This window comes from Kolteria novifilia (genome assembly GCA_007748055.1).
GTDB lineage: Bacteria > Planctomycetota > Planctomycetia > Kolteriales > Kolteriaceae > Kolteria > Kolteria novifilia.
This window is the reverse complement of record CP036279.1, coordinates 5387485-5409428: the sequence shown is the minus strand read 5'-3', so window position 1 is coordinate 5409428 and position 21944 is coordinate 5387485. Positions and strand designations below refer to the sequence as shown.

Here is a 21944-nt window from a genome sequence, read left to right as displayed (position 1 = left end):
TGAAAACGCTCGGTCGCTTGGTCGATGAATCGCAAGAAGGCCCGGCGGAAACGCTCGATCGAGAATCGCTCGGCGTGCTTGCGGATCAGGTCGGGCTCGAAGTGGGCTTCGAGAGACTCGAAACGCTCGATCGCCGAGGTGATCGAGGAAACGTCCTGCCGCTCGAAGTGGATGCCGGTGCGGCCGTCGACGACGGTCTCGAGGGAGCCGCCGGCGCCGTAGGCGATGACCGGGGTGCCGCAGGCTTGGGCCTCGACCGGGAGGATGCCGAAGTCCTCGCACGCGGGGAAGACCAGGGCCCGGGCCTCGCGGAGGTAGCGCGAGAGCTCTTCGGGGGGCTGGTGCCCGAGGACCTCGACATTCGGGCCGGCGAGTTCGGCGACTTGATGCTGTTGCGGGCCGTCACCGATGACGACGAGCTTCCGCTCGGGCATCGTGTTGAAGGCCTCGACCACCAGCGGGAGTCGCTTGTAAGGGACCATTCGCGACGCGGCGAGGTAGTAGTCCTCGCGCCGTTCCCCAGGGAGGAAGCGTTCGACGTCGACCGGCGGGTGGATGACGCGGGCCTTGCGGCGGTAACAGCGCCGGATCCGTTGGGCGATGAAGGCTGAGTTGGCGGCGAAGTAGTCGACGCGATCGGCGGCGAGGCGGTCCCACTGGCGAATGTAGTGGAGCAGGGCCCGGGCGTAGAGGCTCTTGACGCCGCGACGCAGGTTGGCTTGCGCGAGGTATTCGTGCTGGAGATCCCAGGCGTAGCGAACCGGGGAGTGAACATACGACAGGTGGAGCTGGTCGGGCGAGGTCAAGACGCCGTGCGCGACGCAGTGTTGCGAGGAGATGACGAGGTCGTAACCTCGCAAGTCGAGTTGCTCGACGGCCAGCGGCATGAGCGGGAGCAGGTTCCGGTAGAAGCGGCTGGCGAAGGGAACGCGCTGGAGGAACGAGGTGGTCACCTCGACATCGCGGAGGAACTCGGGGCGATCGTCCTTGAGGAAATCGACAAGGACGTGCAGTTTCGCCGGGGTGACCGCGAGCATCTGTTCGACGACTCGTTCGGAGCCGGCATAAGTCGTCAGCCACTCGTGGACCAACGCGATGTTGGAGTTCATGATCGTTCGTTGCCTCTTCCAGGCGGTCAGCTCTAGTGCATGGTTTCGGCAAGAGCTGCGATGAGCTTGCGATTATCCCTCGAATTGAGGGTCCGCATCAAGAGTTCAGAAGGCACCTTCGCGGAGGAGGACGGTTTTAAAGGTGCAGACGAGGATGTAGAAGTCGAACCAGGGCGACCAGTTACGAATGTAGAAGGTGTCGAGGTTCAGACGACGCGAGTAGGTCGTGTTGTTGCGGCCGGAGATCTGCCAGAGGCCGGTGATGCCGGGACGGACGGCTTGGTAGAGATAGTAGGTGCTGCCGTATTTGGGGATCTCGGCGCTGACGATCGGTCGGGGGCCGACGAGACTCATGTCGCCGATGAGGACGTTCCAGAGCTGGGGGAGTTCGTCGAGACTGAGCTTGCGGAGCAAATGGCCGATGACCGGAAGAATGCGGGGGTCACGGCGGAGCTTGTGGTCGCGCTGCCACTCGTCGCGTAGCTCGGGGTGGCGATCGAGGTAGCCCTTTAAAAGGTCGGCGGCGTTTGGCACCATGGTGCGGAATTTCCACATGCGGAACCGCTTGCCGTGGCGTCCGATGCGTTCCTGCGAATAGAAGATCGGGCCCGGCGAGACGATCAGGATCGCGACGCTGATCACCGCCAACAGCGGCAGGATGAAGATTCCGATCAGCGAGGCGCAGAGGATGTCGGCGATCCGCTTGGAGAACTGCGGCAACGGGAGCAGGAGGCGTTCCTGAATGTGAAGGCCGAGCCCATCGCCCATGTCGTGCAGACGCGCCCAGAGGGTCGGTCCGGCGAAGTCGGAGATGACGACGACGTTGGGCAGGAGCTTCGAGCACATGTTGATGGAACGTTGGATTTCGGCTTGCGGGCTGCCTGCCATGGCGATGATGGCCCAGGAGGTCTTGCGGCCGGCGACAACCGCGGGACCGTGTTGGGTGAGCGAGCCGATGTAATCGGCGGTGTTTCGTAGCGGTTCGGGCATCGACCCGTCAATGTCGAGGATGCCGAGGGGGCGAAGTCCGGAGGAGGGCCGCTCGCGCAGGGAGTGAAGGACCGAGCGAGCGTGAGCTCCGGTTCCGACGACCAGGGCGGGTCGTCCCCACCACGAGAGTCGGCCGAGTTGCGAGCGAACGACACTTCGCAGAGGCAAGGCGCCTGCCACGGCGATGATCCAGCCGCCGGCAAGCATCCAGAGTTCACTCGGATTGACTTGGGTTCCGAAGAGCGAGTTGGCGAACAGGAGCCAGGCGAAGGCCACGGTCGAGGCGATGACCCATTGGCGGAGTTCCTGGATCGGGTTGATGCCGCAGGCGGAATAGAGGCCCATGCAGGGGAAGACGAGGACGATCGTCACCGCGAGAGCGAGGAACTGGCGAACGAGGTGCGTCTCGCTCATCAATGGGAAGACGGTACCGACGATGCAGGCGGAAGCGAGCAGGGCGGTGACACCGAAGCAGACGTCGGCCAGGAGGAGTGGCGCGACGGTGCGCACGTCTTGCCAAAGTTGGTCGCGCAGGCGGTGTGATTTGGTGGCGAGTGGGCGCCAGGCGTCGATGGTAGGGGCGTACTCGACGTGTCCCGCATCGTTGTCGACTGGTTGCCGTAGGGCGACGGGGGGGCGTTGCTCGATGCCGGCGGGATCGAGGTTGAGCTCCGCTGCCAAAGGAGTCTTTCCGATCATGAGACAAGCACCTGAGTAGAGAGGGATGGCGCGGCGTACCGCGAGTCAAACACAAACGATCACGTTCGATGGCGCGTCGGACGGCGTCGGCCGACGTGACATCGCTGCCGTTTCTCACTCAAAGCGCATGCGGAAACTGACGGTCGGTTGGTGCGACATCGTGGTTCTCCCATGTGAAGACTCACTGGAATATGCCCTGGCGATCACGACTTAGGGTTGGATCGCACAAGCCATCAGAGCATAGCCCCAGAATGAGTCGGCTTTCGGGAACGGAAGCACTTTTCCCTTCCCGCTCGTCGTTCTAATCGGTGATGGTTCCGTCAGGTAATCGATTATCCCCAAAACAACGCGAAGATTTGGTTAACCCTCCCAGTCACTCAAGTTTCCCTGATTACTTGAGCGGAACGGGCTCGGCTCGTCCAGAAATTCAGGGACGCGTCCTACTCGGGGACTTCAATACTGTTGGAACCATCAAAGACGGCACTCTCGGGTGATTGCTTCCTCCGGCTAGAAAGAGTGTAGGTCACGGTTGGGTAGGTTGTCGGGTTTGTTCTTGTTTGAATGAAGTGTCGGGTTGTTGTTCTCGTTCCAACATGTGGTGTGCATGGTTGGTGGGTGATGTTTGGGTGTGGTGAAGATGGCCTCGGTCAACTGTTGAAGATTGAATGAAGGGACGGGTGGCAAGACGCCTCGTCGGGTCATTGAGGGGGGCTCGCTCGGGGCGCGAACCCGGTGGGCCGGGATGAGGCGTCTCACCGACAGAGCGACGGTCAGGAGACCCTGGAACGACCGGGCCTTTGGGCGGAGGATGGTTGATTGGCGTCAACAACAAGCCTATGCTTGACAGGCGTTAGCGGCAGGGTCGCTCCCCCATGTTGCCGGTAGCCACGACGGGCCAACGACTTCTGCTGGAATCTGCGCATGCCGGGAAAAAGGATCACGGTAGTTCTCGCTCAATCTCAGAGCAAGAACCCTCACCACCGACATCTCGAGGAGGCGATCGCAACCGAGTTGATCATGGATCCCCAGGTCGACTTCTCCATTGTGCCCCATCTGTACGATCTCGACGGGAAGCACTCGGGGACGATGCTCCTGCGGTCGATCCCTGGAAGCCTCGTGGTCCTGTCCTGGCTTTACCCGCGAGCGGCGCACTGGACGTTGGATCGCCAGGGAATCAAGGGGCACGAAGGGCTGACCCTCCTGAAACCGGACGAGGAGGAAGACGCGGCCGACGAGCACGAGGCCCCTCAGGGCATCGGCGCCGGGGAAATCCCCGATCGAAAGATCTATTGCCTCGACTTGCGACTCAAGTCCGATCCTCAAGCCTACATCGAAGAGATCAAACGTATCGCCGCGGAGCACGAGGTCCAGACCGTCGATTTGATGAGCTGGATCCAAGGGAAGCCCAAGGCCGAGGCGCTTTCGCGTTACCTTCAGAGCCCCGAGGAGGGTTTCGCGCGGCCGGGTGACGACGCCATGGCGGTCAAACGCCGATGGTATCCGGTGATTGACTACAGCCGTTGCACTAACTGTATGGAGTGCCTCGACTTCTGCCTCTTTGGCGTTTACGGCGTGGATGACATCGAGCGAATTTCAGTTGAGCAACAGGACAACTGCAAGAAGGGCTGTCCGGCGTGCAGTCGCGTCTGCCCGGAGAATGCGATCATTTTCCCGCAGCACAAGACCGCGGCGATCGCCGGTGCCGCTGGAGAGGTCGGTAGTGTCAAGATTGACCTCTCGAAGCTCTTTGGAGGGGGCGACTCGCTCGAGTTGGCGGTGGAGGAGCGCGATCGCGAATTGGTCGCCGATGGGCGCGACGCCGTCGGCATGGCGGTCGGGATTCCGAAACGTCAAGCAGTGGTCGCCGATCGGCCTAGGGACGAGTTAGACGACCTGATGGACGACCTCGACAACCTGGATCTTTAGGCTCTGGCCGGCGACATGTACGATTCACAGATCATCTCGCGGCTGCGGCAATGCGCTAACAGGGCGCGTACGTCGCTCTTGAGCGAGCAGCACCCCAATGGCTCGTTCAGTGGGGAACTCGCCAGCTCCTCCCTTTCCACGGCGACGGCCGTCACCGCTCTGCACCTTGTCATCCAGAACCAGCCCGAGGAGGCGTCCCGCCTGGTTCCTTTGGTCGATGCGGGATTGGCGTATCTTGCCACCAATCAGAACCAAAATGGTGGGTGGGGTGACACAAATCGAAGCTTTTCGAACATTTCGACCTCATTTCTCGCCGTTGCGGCCTTTCATGTCGCGGACGCGGTAGACCGTTTCTCCAGCGTCGTCGAGGCCGGGAGCGACTATGTCGACCGGATGGGGGAAGTGGAAGGGGTCCGAAAACGGTACGGCAAGGATCGCACCTTCTCCGTTCCGATCCTAACCCAGGCGGCGCTCGCGGGGCTCGTCGACTGGAACGAGGTGGCGGCGCTGCCCTTCGAGTTGGCGGTATTGCCGGCCCAGTTGTACAAGACGGTGAAGCTTCCCGTCGTCAGCTACGCTCTTCCCGCCTTGATCGCGGTCGGACAGGCTCGCTTTCACCACGCGCCGCCGCGCGGGCCGCTTCGTTGGATTCGCCAACGGAGCATCGAGCCTTCCCTCCGAGTCCTGGAGTCGATTCAGCCGCCGAATGGCGGTTTCCTGGAAGCGACGCCATTGACGAGCTTTGTGACGATGAGTTTGGTCAGCGTTGGACTCGTCGATCACCCGGTGGTACGTCGAGGAGTGGAATTCCTCGTCGAGTCTGCTCGCGAGGATGGAAGCTGGGCGATTGACACGAACCTCGCCACGTGGGTGACGACACTTGCGGTTAATTCACTGGGGGATCAATTCCCGGCCGAGCGTGCGGAAGCGGTTCGCGATTGGTTGCTCGATCAGCAGTATCGAACGGTGCATCCCTACACGAACGCCGATCCGGGGGGATGGGCGTGGACGGATCTACCCGGCGGTGTGCCGGATGCGGACGACACGCCGGGCGCTCTGTTGGCCCTTCGAAAGCTGCCCTGGTGCGAACGTACCGGCCAGGCGGTATCCCTCGGACTCGGGTGGTTGCTCGATCTGCAGAATCGCGACGGTGGTTGGCCGACGTTCTGTCGCGGTTGGGGATATCTCCCTTTCGACCGCAGCGCCCCCGATTTGACCGCCCACGCGCTTCGAGCGATGCAGGTCTGGCGAGGCGTCGAGTTTTTGCCCGCTCGGACGACACGCCGGATCGAGCGTTCGATGGAGAAGGGGCTTACGTATCTCGCCCGCAAGCAGCGGAAGGATGGCTCTTGGCTGCCCCTGTGGTTCGGCAACCAGCACTGTCCCGATGACGAAAACCCAACTTACGGAACCAGCCGGGTCCTCGCTGCGTACCGAGATCTAGACCTGCTCGATCGGGAAGAGGCTCGCCTCGGGTTCGACTGGCTGATTCGAAATCAGCACGAGTCGGGTGGTTGGGGAGGTGGCGAAGGGCCGCCGAGTGTGGAAGAGACCACCTTGGCGCTTGAGGTCCTGCTCGATGTTCCCGATAACGTGGTTGAGGAATCGAGGAAGGGGCAGGCGATCAGCCGTGGATTGGAATGGGTGTGTCGGCGCGTCGAGGAGGATTCGTTCGACGAGCCGTCTCCGATCGGATTTTACTTTGCGAAGCTGTGGTATTTCGAGAAACTCTATTCCATAATCTTCTGCGTTGGTCTGCTGGAACGTGCCTGCCGAGAAAGTCGCGGGAGTGACGATCGCCCATCTTCCCATTCCCGTTGCCTGCCCGAAACGATGAACGTGTCCTAGGAGAGTGCCTGTGTCGTCAACCGTCGCGAATGTGGACCAGTTCGAGGACGAAGTCGCACCCCGCAAGCCGCGCCGACAAAGCACGAGTCATCTCAAGGACGTCCCTCCCGAGCGGAGCGTGCGCGAAACGCTCAAGCAGGCGTCGAAAGACTTCGTCAAGACCGTCGACCGCCGCCGCGCCTTCACCAAGGATGAGCTCGAGCGCTTTGGGCGGACCTTGCTCGAGCAGCACGATCTCGAGGAGAAGTACCTCGGGTTCGCGATGGTGCTCATCGGCAACGAATTTTGGAAGGAGCAGTTTCTCGCGGTACCGTTCGAGAAACGGATGCTCTTGCTGCCGCACTGTCTCAAGCACGTCGACGGCTGTCCCGCCGACTACGACGAGTTCGGCCTTCAGTGCGAAACATGTGGTGCGTGCAGCATCGCGGACTTCAAAGGCAAGGCCGAGAAGCTTGGCTACAAGGTGCTCGTCGCCGAAGGGACGCCGATCATCCTCAAGCTGATCGTCTCGGGGTATATCGACGGGATTCTCGGCGTCGCGTGCCTCAACGTGCTCGAGAAGGCGATTGACAAGGTCCTGATCGCCGGGGTTCCCTCCTACGCGGTGCCGCTGCACTCTGGTGATTGCAAGAACACGTCGTTCGATCTCGAGTGGTTGATGGAGATCATCGACCAGTACGAGCCGGAGCCGACCATCACGACGCTGGGTTACGTCCCGCTCCTGCGCGCCTCAAGCAACCTTTTTGAGCGCGACTTCGATGACCTCGTGCCCGCGACGCGAACCGCGGCCGCGAAGAAGGGCTTTGCGCCGCTCGCGGAGACCGAACGCATCGGGCGCGAGTACCTCTCCAAAGGGGGAAAACGCTTTCGCCCCTTCGTCACCCTAGCCGCCTACGACGCGATGATGCGCTCACGAGAGGAGGATGAGACGCCCGCCGATCAAACGGTGGAACTGCCGACGGCGGTGAAGCAGACCGCGATGGCGATCGAGGCGTTCCACAAGGCCTCGCTGATCCACGACGACATCGAGGACGACGACCTCTACCGCTACGGGGAGCCGACGCTCCATCGACGATTCGACACGTCCACCGCGATCAACGTGGGCGACTACTTGCTCGGACTCGGCTATCGCTTGGTCAGTCAGCAAGCCAAGTCGCTCGATCCGGTCAAAGTCTCCGATATCCTCGACCGCTTCGCCGACGCCCACGTCAAGCTCAGCGAGGGGCAGGGAGCGGAGTTGGCCTGGCGTACAGCCTCCGACAAGACGCTGGCGCCGATGGATGCCCTCAAGATCTACGCGCTCAAGACCGCCCCCGCGTTCGAGGCGGCGCTCTATGGCGGCCTTCGGCTTGCGGGAGACGTGGGCGAACTCGAGGAGGTCGTCACCGGTTTCTCGCGGCAGATGGGCGTCGGATTCCAGATCCTCAACGACCTCAAGGACTGGAAAGGGGACGGCGACAACAAGTTGCTCGTCGGTCAAGACGCGATGGCGATGCGGCCAACGCTCTTGCTTGCTCTGGCCCTCGAGGCCGGGAGCGATGAGGATCGAGACCAACTCCAGTCACTCTTGAACAAAACGGAGCGGACGCCCGAGGACGCGCAACTGATCCGAAGCATCTACTCGCGGACCAACGTCTTCGGGCGGGCGGGAAAACTGGTCGACAAGGCACGCTCTCGCTGTGAGGCCTACGCGGACGACGTCGAGCCGCTCGAACTGCGCCAACTTCTCTACTACCTGGTCGACACGGTTCTCGCGGAAGAGACTGGACCGACTCCTCTCGAATTGATGAACGCCAGTGCCGGCACCCTCTCGCTGCCAATCGTTTCGGTGTGACGAATCGTCACTCATTGTTCCCGTCACTGCGTGAGACGACTTTCCTCGGCGAGCGGCCCTGGGACCGCTTGCCCCGGGGCCGGAAGCAATCGCGGCCACCTCCGATCCATTCCCGTATGCTTGCTGACGAGTGGGAAATCGGTTCCGGGGACGCCGACTCGGGACTCGGGGCTTCGCGCGGAAGCGTCCGCGGGTAGCTTCGTCGAGACTCGAGGGCGAGGCGCGGCTGCAACCGGTGGGAACGATACAGAACGGAGCGTGGGAAAATGCCCAAGTATGTTTGTCTACTGACCTTCGCGGAGCAAGGAGAGGAGGAGCTCAAGAACACGCCTGGACGAGTCGAGGACCTGTGCAACATCGCGTCCGATTTGGGAGCGAAAGTCGACCAGATCTACTGGTGCATGGGTGCCTACGACGGCGTGATCCTCTTCGAGGCGGCCAATGACGCGACCGCCTCGGCCTTGATCTTGCGACTCGATGCCATCGGCAACGTTCGTGGCGAAACCCTACGGGCTTTTGATACCGACGAAATGGTCAAGATCGTCGACATGGCCTTCCGCTAGTGGTCGGTGGCCCAGCGTGGTAGCTCGCTGCCAAGATGCTCTTGGGGGCCGCGCCCACGCTCGCGTGGGCATGCGTCTAATCACGCTCGCGTGGGCATGCGTCAAACCATTCTCGCTCGGCCGAACGTCTCCGCGGGAGTTGGCCAACGCTTCCGACGACTAGTGCTGCGTCAGCCGCTAGATGTCGGGTTGTGAACCCACGATCACATCTCACTGGTTGACAAGCAGCCAGTGGCACCCAAAACTTAGATGGACCAGTGCATCAGCGTTTGGCTTTGGCGGAGGCGGCCGAGGCGGGGACTTCGAAGTCCCTGGTTGTCGATTCCATGGGGGCCTCGAACTCGACTTCGAAGCTCTCGAAGATGGGCATCCCCTGTTCGCTCATCTCGTTGGCGACGCCGTCAAACCCGATCACCCGCGCCACGTACGCCCCACCGACGAGCCCCTTACCCGAGGTTGTCTGGTACTTGCCGTCCTTGATGATGGCTAGGCTTCCCGGACCTTTGTTGCCCTTCTGCGAGTTCGGGGAAAAGGAGATTTCGCCGGCGGGAATCGGCTTCCCGTTGAAGGTGGCGTTTCCCGAAATCTCATAGCGATCGGGTCCCGGTTTCTTCCCACAGCCAACGGCAAGGGCCGTTACCATGGCCATCGCCACGAGTCCTGAACGAGTGCTAAGCACGTTTCTTCCCCTCTAGATTTTCTCTTGTGGGGACCGCCCGCATCCCTTCGACGTCCCAACGGGCCAACGCGAGGCAGGTACCAACGAAACGACGCACGCGGGCGACGTCCCGGGCCCTTGAGGTTGGTTGGTCGGTTTGGATGGAACGGCCCCGAACTCACGAGCGTGAGTTCTCGTTGCCCCAGTTCAAACTACTGACTCAAGCCACCAAGTGGCTGACCATCGTTCCGAATGGCCAACTGATGATAGACCAAACGGTCGATCGATTCGTTGACAAAGTGGGTCGATCCATCCGCCATCAGGAAGAAGCAACCTCCCGGATGGTAGCTGCCGAAGACCCGGCTTTGATTCGAGTGAGAATCGCCTTCGATCGAATTGATCGGTTCCATCGCCGTCGCCGCCACGCCCGGTTGGCACCAGCCGCCGGTCCAATTGTCGGACGATGCCCAACTGAAGTTCTTGCCATCGGTTCGGCTGAAGGTTTGATAGCGGGTCTCGCCGAGGAGGAAGACTTGAGACAGGCCATCGCTCACGTCGGCGGGACGAACGCTGCCGTTGTGGACGATGGTCCCATCGAAGCGGTAGCCACGTCGCGTCGGATCGCTACCGGCCTGACAGGTGAATGTGGCTCCACCGCCTTGAACCCCGAAGTAGTTCGAGCGGTTGCCTTGACCGGTGTTGCCATTGGGATCGCTCGGACACTTGAACTTGGCGACTCTGGTATCCCAAACGGCTTGGTTCGCGTTGTTGAGTTGCCATCCACCGCCGTTCTGTTGAGTCACCTCGAGATCGAAGTCGTAGCGATCCCACAACGCCTGTTCATCGAGTTGAGGAAGGAGCTGCACTGTCCACGGGGCGCCCGTTCGCTGATCGGTGCCGTTTGCCCCGGAAGTGCCGGCGCACGAGGTGGGATTCGAGAAGTTGAGACTGTAGCCGCTGACACCGCTGGGCGGGAAGACGCCCTGGCTCTCCTCATAGGACCGAATTGCGATCCCGAGCTGTCGCATGTTGTTGGCGCATTGGGAGCGCCGAGCCGCCTCACGAGCCTGCTGAACCGCAGGTAGCAGAAGCGCCACCAAGATCCCGATGATGGCGATGACGACCAGCAACTCGACGAGTGTGAACCCACGCGACGTGCGTTTCATAATCCCCGTTCCCCTCCTACACCATTTCTTCCTTCGTCCGAGGGGCACGGCCCCCCGCCCATCGGACGATCGCCCCCACGAACTTGAATTGGCCGGAATCCATCGACTACTGGGATAGTCCACCCAGCGGACTACCATCGTTGCGGATCGCCAGTTGCCGATAGGTGTTCAAGTCGATTGACTCGTTGATGAAGTGCGTCGATCCGTCGGCGAGGAGAAAGTAACAGCCGCCCGGATGAAAACTTCCGAACATTCGTGTTTGGTAGATCGTTTGGTCAGGCTCGGGATAGCCGTTGATTTGTTCGATCGCGGTAGCCAACACGCCGGGGGCGGACCAGTTCCTGTCGACGCGTCCGCCCGACGCCCAACCGATGTGCCCCTGGGATGGGTGGGTGCTTCGTTGGTACTTGCTCTCGCCGACCATGAAGACCTTCGAGGTGCCGTCGGAGATGCTCGCTTCGTTGATGTTTCCATTGACCGTGAGCACGCCGTTGATGCTGTAGCCGCGATTGTCGGCGCTGTTGGGTCGGCACCAGAAACCCGATGGATCGGTGGCGTTGTCGAACCCGCCTTGCACGCCCATGTAACTAGTGTTGCCCGGATGACGCAGCGACGCCGGATGCGACGGGCAGCGGTATTGGGCCACCGGTCGGCCGTAGACGAGATCGAAGTTGTGCCCCTGCGGCCCGAATGTGTCCTGGTAGTCGAACGGCAGGTCGAAGTTCAGCCGATCGTAGAGGGCTTGTTCGTCGAGAAAGGGAAGGATCAATACCGTCCACGGGGCCGATCCCCAGTTGATGCGCGAGTTGCTGTTGTTGCCGTGGCAGGGATTGCCCGCGGAGAGGTTCGCGCCGAAAATCGATCCGGGAGGGAACTGACCGTGGGAACTGGAATAGGTCGACAGGGCGATTCCCTGTTGTCGGAGATTCGATTGGCACTGTGAACGCCGAGCCGCCTCGCGCGCCTGTTGCACGGCGGGCAATAGCAACGCGACCAAAATGCCGATAATCGCGATGACGACAAGCAGTTCCACCAGGGTGAACGCACTGCGCACTCTGACCATGGTCGAGTTCCCCTTTCCCTACGACTCACCGGTGTGGGAAGCGCCCCATTCGAACTTCCCGAGAGATTGGATTCCGGTGACGTAAGACGCAGCTTACCACAATCTTCTCTATGGCGAGACAATTCCTCCAGTTGCTTGTGGCTTCATTGGTCCATTCATCGCGCAAGAGGATCTTGGGGCCATCCCCACCCTGGCCGCGGGCGAGCGGGAAGTGCCTGTGATTTGGCATATCCTTGCACGGAAAGTGGACGTGGGTTCATGGAACGAACGTGCCCATCGGGACACTCGCGGCCTGTTGACCTGTTCGCCGTGCGAGGGCTTCGCTACTTGGCGCTCTTGCGCGATTCTTCGCCGATCGACCACAACCCTTCGTGAGTACGAATGAAGAGACTTCCGTCCGAGGCGACGACCGTCGAGTTGGTGACTTCCTCCAAGGGGTTGGTGGCGACCAAGCGATACTCCGGCGAGGCCTCCAGCACGAAGGTCGTTCCCGCTTGGTTCAGTGCGTAGACGAGCCCGTCGGCCATGAGGAACGAGGACCAGGAGTCACCCTTCTGGCTCTTTGGATCGCGCAGGCGTTTGGTCCATATCTCGTCGCCGGTCTCGAGGTCGATGCACTGGGCGATCCCCTTCATGTCGTTGATGTAGATGTGCCCGTCGCGGATGACGCCCGTGCCCAACCGTAGCTTGCTCTTCGGCTTGTGCCAAAGGCGATGCGTTTGCGTGACGTCGCCGGAACCCCCGGGGCGAACCGCAAGGGAAGGACCAAAGTAGCCGCCCCACGCGACGAGGACGCCATTGCCCCACATCGGAGAGGCGTAAGCGAGTGGTCCAATGCCATCGCAGGTCCATAGCTCCTTGCCCGTCGACGGATCGAGCGCGACGACCTTCTCCGGGAAGTGGACGATCAACTCCTTGCGCCCCCCGGCGTCGATCACCAGGGGGGTGACCCAAGATCCACGCAGCACATCGCGATCACGCCGCTGTTTGTCGGAGAGCTCTTGATCGTTGGAGGCGGGCGCTTCCGCTGGGATGTCGACCTTCCAGACGGTCTCGCCCGTCTTCTTGTCGAGAGCGACGACGAACGCGTTCTTGCCGGGGCCGAAGTTGAGAATGCAAAGATCCTCGAAGAGAACCGGCGAGGAGCCGGTGCCCCAGACGTGATCCTGATCGCCGAGATCCCGACGCCACAACTCTTTGCCGTTCATGTCATAACAGACAACTCCCGCGGAGCCGAACCAAACGATGACGCGTTCCCCATCGGTGACGGGCGAAGGAGAACAATGGGGATTGGTCTGGTGAGTCTTGTCGGGCTTGGTGTGGACGACCCCCTCATTCCAGAGGAGCTTGCCAGTGCTCTTGTCGAAACACATCAGGGTTCGTCGATTGTCGGCGGAGATCGGTTGTGTGAGGAAGATGCAATCGCCCCAAATGACTGGGGTCGAGTTTCCCCGCTCGGGCAGCTTGGTGAACCAGTTGACGTTCGTCTTCCGATCCCACTCGGTGGGCAGCCCCTTCTCCTTGGAGATGCCGCTGCCGTCGCCGCGCCAACTCGGCCAGTTCTCCGCTTGGGCCAAGGGGACGATGGTCGACAGCAGGGCCACGGCCGTGATGGCTCGTGAAAGCAAATTCCTCATCATGGACTCCTGGGGAAGGTGTTGGCGGGTCTCTTCCGGGATCCTGCCGGCGTGTGAGCCTAGGATAACCGGCTTTGGGATGGTCGGACATGCCGATTTCGAATCAATGGCCCGCTAATGTCCGGATAGGTCAACTCATCGACGAAAGGACGCTTGGGTGCCTTGCCCACGCTCGCCGTGGGCATGCGGAGAACGCCTGTGATTCGGCAATCTTTCGCACGATCTGAGGGAAGAGACTCAATGTGACGAGCTTGACAATCTGGACACGAGCAGTCCGTTGAATTGAGCGGGCAGCAAATAGGTCAATGGTCCGCTAACGACGGACGAGCACCGACCTCATCAGGGCGTCGGTCGTCTTCTTGGTCAGTCGCTCGGAATCCTTGATCAGGGTGATGGCCGGTAGACGGGTCTTCACGATGCCGGGCGCGTCGATCGTTTCGGCTTTGGTGATGCGGTCCTTGGTGGCGGCGTGCGCGTCGAGATGGCGTGACTCGGTCTTGAGGACGCGTTTGCGAACGCTCTTGCGAACCTCGGGTGGGAGTTTTCCGAGTTCCTCCAGCACCTCCCCGGAGAAATCACGCAGCGCGACGTAGTGCCTCGCTCCCCCCGCGACTTCCTTGTAGACACGTTGTTGGGCTTCTCTCAGGAACTCCAATTCCCAAAGTGTGTCGACGAACGCTCGACTACCGACCAGGCGAATCGCGTCGCGATCGGCGTCGAGTTCGAGCTGCCGACTCAAACCGCCGACGAGCGCCCCGGAGAGAAAGGAGAGTCCCCAGAAGAAGAGCTGGGCGATCCCGACGGCGATCCGGGCGAAGAAAGCGATCATCATGAATCCGGCGCGAAAGAACGCGAGCGCGAACGGAGTGCGGCCGTCGAGGAGCCCATCGAAGTATTCGTCCCACGCGTCTCCACCCTGCGACGCCGAGACGAAGAGCTGATGAATCGACAGGGAAAAGTACTGTGTTCGCATCCCGCTCCCTTGGCGAAAGCGGGCGAGCTGGTTGGACAACTCGACGACAAGTTGCCGTACGCGAAGGTGAAAAAGGAGCGGTAGGGCAATCGTGAGCGTAAAGTCGTCACCGCGAACCATGCTCCACCAGCCGTGACGGTAGCCCGCTTCGACACGGCTGCCGCAGTCGACCTCGATCCTCTTGGGAATGGGGGCATCCATCGCCCGCGCCAGGTGATCGACCAAGGCAAAGAGCATCGGAGCATCCTGAGGGCGAAGACGGACCTTGGTCCTGTCTCGTCGCGATCGCGCGAAGAGTGGCTTGATCATGGCGAGGGCCACCGCCCCCGCGGAGACAATCAGCACCACATGAAAGAAGAACCCGACAAGGATCATCGCGATGCTGTGCGCGTTGCCGACCAACCGATTCAACTGGACGGGGAAGCGGCCGGGAAGCGAGAGAACCTCCGATCCGAAGAGGAAATAGACCGCCGCGAAGAGACACAACACGATCCCCAAGAGGTAGCCGACGAAGAGGAGGAACATCAACGTCGCCACTCCCGTGGTTGAGGAGCGTTTGGCTTCCGTCGCTTTACGGTGGCGGATCCCTTTGACGATCTCGGCGAGTAGTTCCTTCTCGGGGTCGTTGGCCTTGAGGTCAGCCGGGGAGGTGCTTTCGCAGGCCGCTCGGGCGACGTTCTCCTGGGAGACTTCGATGGGCGCCGCGCACGCGGGGCAGTCGAACGCCTTGCCAGGGACGATTCCCTTGCCGCGGATCACCGCCTTGCATGTTGGGCAGATGATGCGTTGTTTGACTGCCTTGCCCATAAGTGGTCACCCGATGTCCCGACAATCGACGTTGCAAGAGATAGCCGGCGCGGTTCCGAGTCGATGCGCGGGCGCGTCATTTGGGCCACACTTGACGTCCTTTGAGTATGCCTGAGAGGAGTTCGGGTGTCATGGCAAATGATTGGGTTAGATGATTCAAACGAATCCAAGGAGCAACTCGCGCATCATCTTGTCGGTGGCTCTCTTGGAGAGTTTGTCGAAGTTCTTGACGAGCACGCTGGCGGGCAGTGTCGACCGGAGTATCCCGGGGGCTTCCTCCGCCATCGCGCGAGCAATGCGGTGCTTGGGGGAGGGATGTAGGTCGAACCAGCCGTGGTTGTCGCCCGCCATGTAAGCGTGGACGCGTTTGATTTCGTGGGCAGGCAGGTCCTTCGCCTCATTGACGATGCGGACGGGGAGGTCACGCAAGGCCGCGAACTCATGCTCCGAGGATCGGAGTTGTCGGGCGACGAGTTCGAGGGCCAATTCGAGTTCGTGTAACTTTCGACAAGTGCGCCCGAAGGTCTTGCTGCCCGAGACATGAATCTCGTATTGATCGGCGTCGTACTCCATTTGCCGAGCCATTCCGGAAATGACGAGCGTCGAAAAGAATGCGAGCATGCGGAAAAAGACCCTCACCAGCGCGATGCACGGCCATGTCAGGATCACGAAGATCTCGGCGAACCAGTTGCCGTCCTCACGGTGCTCGGCGAGGGTTTCGTCCCAAGAGTCTCGGTGATAACCCGCCATCAAGAGCCACCAGTGGATGGATAGGGCGAAGTATCGGACGCGCGTTCCCGTGCCCTGTCGGAAGTGCCCGAGTTCGTGGGCGACGATTCCCGCGAGTTGTCGAAGCGTCAAGCCTCCAATCAAGGGAAGGCCGACCTTGAGGGTGAAATCGCCACCGCGAACCATGTTCCACCAGCCGGTCGCGTAGCTCGCCGAGGCGTTCACGTTGCAATCGACTTCGATCCGCGTCGGCAGCGGGGCGTCGATGCACCGCGCGAGGTGATCGACGAGGGCGAAGAGCATCGGCGCGTCCTGTGGCTTCAATTTCACGCCGGAGGACGAACTCGCCGGCCGCGCCAACATCGGCTTGACCAGGGCGACGATCACGCCGAACGCCGCGATCAGCGGCGCCCCGTAGAGAAAGATGCCGCCGAGCCGAATGTACCGAAACGGAATGAAGAGCAGGCCGTAGTGATGGGTCGCGTGGTAGTAACCGAAGTAGCCCACCGCGGCGATCGTCGCCAAGTAGATGCCGAGGATCAGTAGCGCCAATCCCGCGACCAGGAGCAGCATCAACCGGTAGGTGAACGAGACACGCACCCCTTCGAAGGGGCGCCGAAAGGCTCCGAGGATCTCCGCGAGGAGTTCCTTGTCGCTCTTGCCTGATGGCGGCGCCTCGGAGGCGTTGGCCGCTTGAGGACATTCCTCACCAGTTGCCTCTTTGGGGACCAGTAGCCTGGTGTCGCACATGGGGCACTTGACTCGACGGCCGGCCAATTCCGCCTTGACGCGAAAGGGCTTCGTGCATTTGGAGCAGACGATCCGTTGTCGTTGGACTTGGGTCATGTCGGTTTTCGTCGTCCATTTCCGCCGTGCAGCCCGTTGTTCTATTCGCTGTCGGCTGCGAACGGCTCTTTTGACCAATCTCGGCGTTGGAAAACCTCGACGAATCCACCGATTCGCCTGCGCTTCTCCTCCTTGATCTTGGCCAACATGGCTCGTTCTCGCCTTGGCCCGCCTAGATCAACGGACTGCCAGGGATCGATTCGCTCCACGTGCCGATGTTGGGCGAATTCTGAGCGAATCGAGCGCTCCTGTCATTAGGGAAAACCCTAACGCTGGCAATCTTTCTCCGCGCGCGGGTACGGTTTCTCCGACCATCGCGACAATCAAGTGCCCAAACGGCGGGACGTTTCCGTCAGCATCACACGCAACACGACATCGGGAATGGGCGATCGCGGCCGAGCTACTTGCTGGTGTCGGGGTGACTGACGAGGTTGTCCACGATCATGTTGCCCGCACCTCCGACGACCTTGATCGAGATGGCGTCGTTCTCCGCTTCGTCGTCGCGGATGAGACAGTCGGAGACGCGACTTGTTCGGACGTCGTCGAGCAACAAGCCGCACTTGCCGAAACCGACGATCGTGCAACCGACGATGTTGAGAAGGCGGCATCGGCGAGCGACCATCGCGGCTTCGATGTCGCCGACGCCCGCGATATGATTGCCGATGATCGTCGCGTTGGAGCAGTTCTCGAAGACGACCCCGTGCTTGGCTCCCGAACCGTCGGCGTAGTGGTAGCGGGGATTGCGGTCGAAGACGTTGTTGCCAACCACCAAGTTGGAACAGTGGCGCGCGATGAGGTCGCGTTCGTAGCCCTTCCACATCGTGTTGCCGGTGATCGTCACCGCGCGGCAACGCTCAATGTCGATGTTGATCTGGACGTCGGAGAGGATGTTGTCGGCGATGGTGATGTTGCCGTGACGGCGTTCGTCGGTGTGGCGGACGGGGTTGGACTTGCCGTTGATGCGAATATTGGCGGAGTTGGGAGCATCGTGGGTGTGTTGGATCGTGCAACCGACGATCGCGACTTCGCCAATGGAGCTGTCGGTGGAATCGAGCTCGATGTTGGCCGAAGGGATGGAGTCGCGACCTCCCATGTTACCTTCGATGTCACACGTACCAATGTGGAGGTTTCGGATCTCGCTCTTCTTCGCGACGATTCCCCCACGTTGGTTGTAGCTGACGTGCGAGCCGGTGATGTTGATCTGGTGGAGGTTGAGCCGGTCCATGAAGACGCCGACGCCTCGATTCTCGTAGAGGTGGCAATCGGCGATGATGACATTGCGGTTGCGACCGGTTAGACGAATCGCGTCGACGACCTTCCGGACGAGGCAGCGGGTGATCGTGATCTGCATCGTGCCATCGGCTTCAATTCCGTTCGCTTCGGCGTGATCGCCGACGATTTCCAGTCCCTCGACAAGCGGCATCCGCTGCCGCTCCCAGACGTTCGCCTTGACGGTGCTCGGAGCGGCGGTCCCGCCGTGGGTTCCCTGAAAGCGAAGGGCGGGGCCGGGGCCCGCCATTGTGATGGTCGCGGTTGCATCCGAAGTGATCGAGGTCGGACCGACGCGATCGAGATCGACGACGATCGGTTGGGTGAGTCGATAATTGCCTTTCGGGAGATGGATCTGGCCCAGGCCGGCGTCGACCGCTCGCTGCATGGCGTTGGTATCGTCGGTCTTGCCATCGCCGACGAGTCCGAATTGCTGAAGTGTGGTCGGTTTCGAGGGGGTGTTCGCGTCGTGCGACGGGGCGATTCCCGCACCGATTCCCAGGACAATGGCGACAGTCAGAAACGAGGCAATCCTCAAACGCATGGCGATCTCACTTGGTTGGAGCAACGGTTCGCGACACCATCGGGGAAGTAGTTTGGGCGAGGCGGCATTTCACGATCGAGGTGCTTGACCTGCCGATCGTGAACAAAGTAGCATGATGGCACCTGCCATCTTAGCAAAAAGTGACCCGCCCGCTCACCGAGCACCCCAGGAGTCCTCGAACATGCCACGACTCACCGCGACGTTGCTAGCTTGTTCTCTCGCGACGATGACCGCCGCGACCATTGGTCGAGCCGAAGCGCCCGCGTGGACGGCTGGGGCGGCGGTCGCCGACATCACGCCGAAGCACTGGCCGATCCCCTTGGTCGGGTCGTTCAGTTTCCGGTTGGCCGACAAGGCGCACGATCCGCTGAGCGTGCGGGCGCTGGTCATGAGCGACGGAACGCATCGAATGGCGATCGCCGTCGTCGATAGCTGCTTGATTGGCCGTGAAGTCCTCGATCGAGCTAAGGCGATCGCATCCAAGGAGTCGGGCATTCCCACCAGTTGGATGTTGGTTTCCGCCACGCACACCCATAGCGCCCCACCGGCGAACGCGGCGTATCGTGTCGACGATCATTCCAAGGGAGGGAAGGGAGAGAAGAGCCTCGACAGCCAGCGGTCGTATGTCGACGATCTCGTCGAGGGGATCGCCGCCGCGATCGTCAATGCGGACAAGAATCGGCAACCGGCTCAAGTCGGCTGGAGCTCCTCCGCTGTCCCCGACGAAGTCTTCAACCGCCGCTGGTTCATGAAGCACGGCACGATCCCGACCGACCCCTTCGGGGGAACGACCGATCTCGTGAAGATGAATCCCCCGCGCGGCAGTAAGAACCTCATCAATCCCGCGGGGCCGACCGATCCGGAAGTATCGGTCTTGGCGGTTCGTGATAAGAAGGGCCGACCGATCGCGGTCTTGGCGAACTACTCGTTGCACTATGTGGGAGGGATCCCCGGTGGTATGGTCTCCGCCGACTACTTCGGGGAGTTCGCTCGGTTGATGGAGAATCGACTGCGGGGGCAGCGCCCGACCAAGGGCTTCGTCGCGATACTTTCCAATGGAACCAGCGGCGACATCAACAACATCAATTTCCGGAACCCGCGACCGCCGAGAGAGCCGTTCGAACAAGTGAAGATCGTCGCCGCCAAAGTCGCGGACGCGACCTTTCAAGCCTACCGCGACACGGCCTTCCACGATTGGGTGTCGCTGGGTATGACCGAGCGGGAGCTGACGCTCCAGCGACGAGAAGTCACCAAGGAGCAAGTGGAGGCTGCGAAGAAGACGCTTGCGACCGAGGATGAAAAGCAGCTTCCGCGACTCGCCAAAGCCTACGCTCGGCGGGCGATCTCCCTGGCTGGTCGAGCCGAAACCTCGGACATCAAGCTGCAAGCACTGCGCATCGGCGAGCTGGGAATTGTCGCGATCCCGTTCGAGACCTTCGTCGAGATCGGTCTCGAGATCAAGGAACGCAGCCCGCTGCATCCCACCTTCACGATTGAACTGGCCAACGGCGCCGACGGTTACTTGCCCACCCCGGAACAACACAAGCTCGGTGGCTACGAGACATGGTTGGGGACCAACAAGGTGGAGTACAACGCTTCCCGAAAGATTACCGAGACACTCCTCGACATGCTCGAATCCCTCGCCGCGCAGAAGAAGTCCGCATCCGGAGTCGCCACGAGAGCGCGATAGCGAGAGTTGATTGCCGACGCTCTTCTCCCATTCCCTAGTTGGAGTCCACAATGTTTCGACGATACCCCATGGTGATCCTTGCTGCGCTAGCGTCATTGGCATTCACCATTCCCTCGTTCGGCGGTCCACGGGAATTCACCGCAGGTACCGCCGTGGCCGACATCACGCCGAAGCAGTGGCCGATACCTCTTGTCGGCTCCTATAGTTTCCGCCAAGCCGACAGAGCCCACGATCCGCTCAATGTTCGAGCCATCGTCCTCAGCGACGGCACCAACCGGATGGCGATCGCGGTGGTCGACAGTTGCTACATCCCGCGAGAACTGCTCGATCGGGCCAAAGGCAAAGCCTCGAAAGCGTCTGGGATTCCGACCAACTGGATGTTGGTTTCGGCAACACACACGCATTCGGCTCCTCCATCCACCGGTTACTACCGCATTCGGCACGAAGGTTCGAACGAAGCCGTCAAGAGGAGTGTTTCATCTCAGGAGTCCTATGCCAATGTTCTCGTCGATGGTATTGCCGAAGCGATTGTCACCGCGGACAAGCGGCGCCAACCGGCGGAGATCGGTTGGGGAAGTGATTCGTTGCCGGAGGAAGTTTTCAACCGTCGTTGGTTCATGAAGCCGGGCGCGATTCCGCCGGATCCGTTCGGGGGGACCACCGATCGAGTCAAGTTCTATCCACCGGGGGGCAGCAAGGACCTCATCAATCCCGCCGGTCCCACCGACCCAGAGATCTCGGTGCTGGCGATTCGAGATGCGAAGCGTCGACCGCTGGCAGTGCTTGCGAACTACTCGCTTCACTACGTCGGGGGCACACCTCGAGGCGAGATCTCGGCTGACTACTTCGGTGAGTTCGCCCGGTTGATGCCGACTCGCTTGCGAGGTCTAAGGCCGTCGAAGGACTTCTTGGCCATTCTCTCCAATGGCACGAGTGGTGACATCAACAACCTCAACTACCGCAATCCGCGGCCGCCTCGAGAAGACTTCGAGCAAATTCAGATCGTGGCGGGCAAGGTCGCCGATGCCGTGTACCGCGCCTATCGGGGTGCCAAGTTCCACCAATGGGTGTCCCTCGGGATGGCGGAACGTGAGTTGACCCTCAAACGGCGGGCGATCACCCCGGAGCAAATTGCTGCCTTCAAGAAGACACTCGACGTGACGGACAAGAGAAAGCTTCCGTATCTGGCCAAAGAATATGCGCGGCAGGCGCTGGCGCTAGCGGAGCAACCGGAGACGAGCGACATCAAGCTTCAAGCCTTGCGCATCGGTGATCTTGGGATCGTGGCGATCCCCTTCGAGGTCTTCGTCGAGATCGGTCTGGAGATCAAGGAACGGAGTCCGCTACAGCCGACCTTCACGATCGAATTGGCCAACGGGGCCGATGGTTACTTACCGACACCCGAACAGCACGAACTCGGGGGGTACGAGACGTGGCTCTCGACCAATCGCGTTGAGAAGAACGCTTCCCGAAAGATCACCGAGACGCTTCTCGATATGCTCTCGTCGTTGGCGGCTCAGCGGAAAGCGAGCATCGCGCAAAAGTAGATCGGCGCCCGAAGTTCTCGAACGCCGATTGGTGGGATGTTGTGGC

The 21944-nt window shown here is 61.1% G+C and carries 14 protein-coding genes and 1 pseudogene; 6 read left to right on the top strand and 9 right to left on the bottom strand.

Features of this window, described 5'->3' with window-relative positions:
• Positions 1-14 precede the first annotated feature (14 nt).
• Both Pan216_RS19825 and wbaP read right to left on the bottom strand, forming a co-directional pair.
• A pseudogene (locus tag Pan216_RS19825) lies at positions 15-1097 on the bottom strand (glycosyltransferase family 4 protein); the annotation flags it as partial.
• Positions 1098-1214: 117 nt separating this feature from the next.
• A complete protein-coding gene (wbaP, locus tag Pan216_RS19820; protein WP_145260660.1) occupies positions 1215-2798 on the bottom strand; it encodes an undecaprenyl-phosphate galactose phosphotransferase WbaP in 1584 nt (527 codons plus the stop codon).
• Positions 2799-3815: 1017 nt separating this feature from the next.
• Here wbaP and Pan216_RS19815 point away from each other — a divergent pair.
• The 4 genes from Pan216_RS19815 (at position 3816) to Pan216_RS19800 (ending at position 8969) form a co-directional block, all read left to right on the top strand.
• Positions 3816-4724, top strand: coding sequence for an ATP-binding protein (locus Pan216_RS19815; RefSeq protein WP_419192763.1), 909 nt, complete (start codon positions 3816-3818; stop codon positions 4722-4724).
• Between the two features lie 15 nt (positions 4725-4739).
• Positions 4740-6572, top strand: a complete 1833-nt coding sequence (locus tag Pan216_RS19810) for a prenyltransferase/squalene oxidase repeat-containing protein (RefSeq protein ID WP_145260656.1) — start codon at positions 4740-4742, stop codon at positions 6570-6572.
• 10 nt (positions 6573-6582) lie between these two features.
• The gene (locus Pan216_RS19805) at positions 6583-8406 is read left to right on the top strand and encodes a polyprenyl synthetase family protein (protein WP_145260654.1); all 1824 of its coding nucleotides are present in this window, start codon (positions 6583-6585) and stop codon (positions 8404-8406) included.
• Positions 8407-8672: 266 nt separating this feature from the next.
• Entirely contained in the window at positions 8673-8969 is a 297-nt protein-coding gene (locus tag Pan216_RS19800; RefSeq protein ID WP_145260651.1) for a GYD domain-containing protein, read from the top strand.
• Between the two features lie 262 nt (positions 8970-9231).
• Here the strand turns inward: Pan216_RS19800 and Pan216_RS19795 are convergent, their stop codons facing one another.
• The 7 genes from Pan216_RS19795 to Pan216_RS19765 all read right to left on the bottom strand — a co-directional run bounded on the left by Pan216_RS19795 (position 9232) and on the right by Pan216_RS19765 (position 18661).
• Entirely contained in the window at positions 9232-9618 is a 387-nt protein-coding gene (locus tag Pan216_RS19795) for a hypothetical protein (protein WP_145260649.1), read from the bottom strand.
• 221 nt (positions 9619-9839) lie between these two features.
• Entirely contained in the window at positions 9840-10793 is a 954-nt protein-coding gene (locus Pan216_RS19790; RefSeq protein ID WP_145260647.1) for a DUF1559 family PulG-like putative transporter, read from the bottom strand.
• A gap of 106 nt (positions 10794-10899) precedes the next feature.
• Complete coding sequence (locus Pan216_RS19785) at positions 10900-11856, bottom strand: DUF1559 domain-containing protein (RefSeq protein ID WP_145260645.1); 957 nt, start codon at positions 11854-11856, stop codon at positions 10900-10902.
• 323 nt (positions 11857-12179) lie between these two features.
• Positions 12180-13496: an outer membrane protein assembly factor BamB family protein gene (locus tag Pan216_RS19780; RefSeq protein ID WP_145260642.1), complete on the bottom strand. Its 1317-nt coding sequence runs from the start codon at positions 13494-13496 to the stop codon at positions 12180-12182.
• 310 nt (positions 13497-13806) lie between these two features.
• Positions 13807-15273: a M48 family metallopeptidase gene (locus Pan216_RS19775; protein ID WP_145260640.1), complete on the bottom strand. Its 1467-nt coding sequence runs from the start codon at positions 15271-15273 to the stop codon at positions 13807-13809.
• Positions 15274-15429: 156 nt separating this feature from the next.
• On the bottom strand, positions 15430-16848 hold the full coding sequence (locus tag Pan216_RS19770) for a M48 family metalloprotease (RefSeq protein ID WP_145260638.1): 1419 nt from the start codon (positions 16846-16848) through the stop codon (positions 15430-15432).
• A 400-nt stretch (positions 16849-17248) separates the two neighbouring features.
• Positions 17249-18661: a right-handed parallel beta-helix repeat-containing protein gene (locus Pan216_RS19765; protein WP_145260636.1), complete on the bottom strand. Its 1413-nt coding sequence runs from the start codon at positions 18659-18661 to the stop codon at positions 17249-17251.
• A gap of 181 nt (positions 18662-18842) precedes the next feature.
• Between Pan216_RS19765 and Pan216_RS19760 the strand changes: the two genes are divergently transcribed.
• Together Pan216_RS19760 and Pan216_RS19755 are read left to right on the top strand one after the other, a co-directional pair.
• A complete protein-coding gene (locus Pan216_RS19760; RefSeq protein WP_145260634.1) occupies positions 18843-20351 on the top strand; it encodes a neutral/alkaline non-lysosomal ceramidase N-terminal domain-containing protein in 1509 nt (502 codons plus the stop codon).
• Positions 20352-20419: 68 nt separating this feature from the next.
• Complete coding sequence (locus tag Pan216_RS19755) at positions 20420-21898, top strand: neutral/alkaline non-lysosomal ceramidase N-terminal domain-containing protein (protein WP_419192762.1); 1479 nt, start codon at positions 20420-20422, stop codon at positions 21896-21898.
• Positions 21899-21944 lie beyond the last annotated feature (46 nt).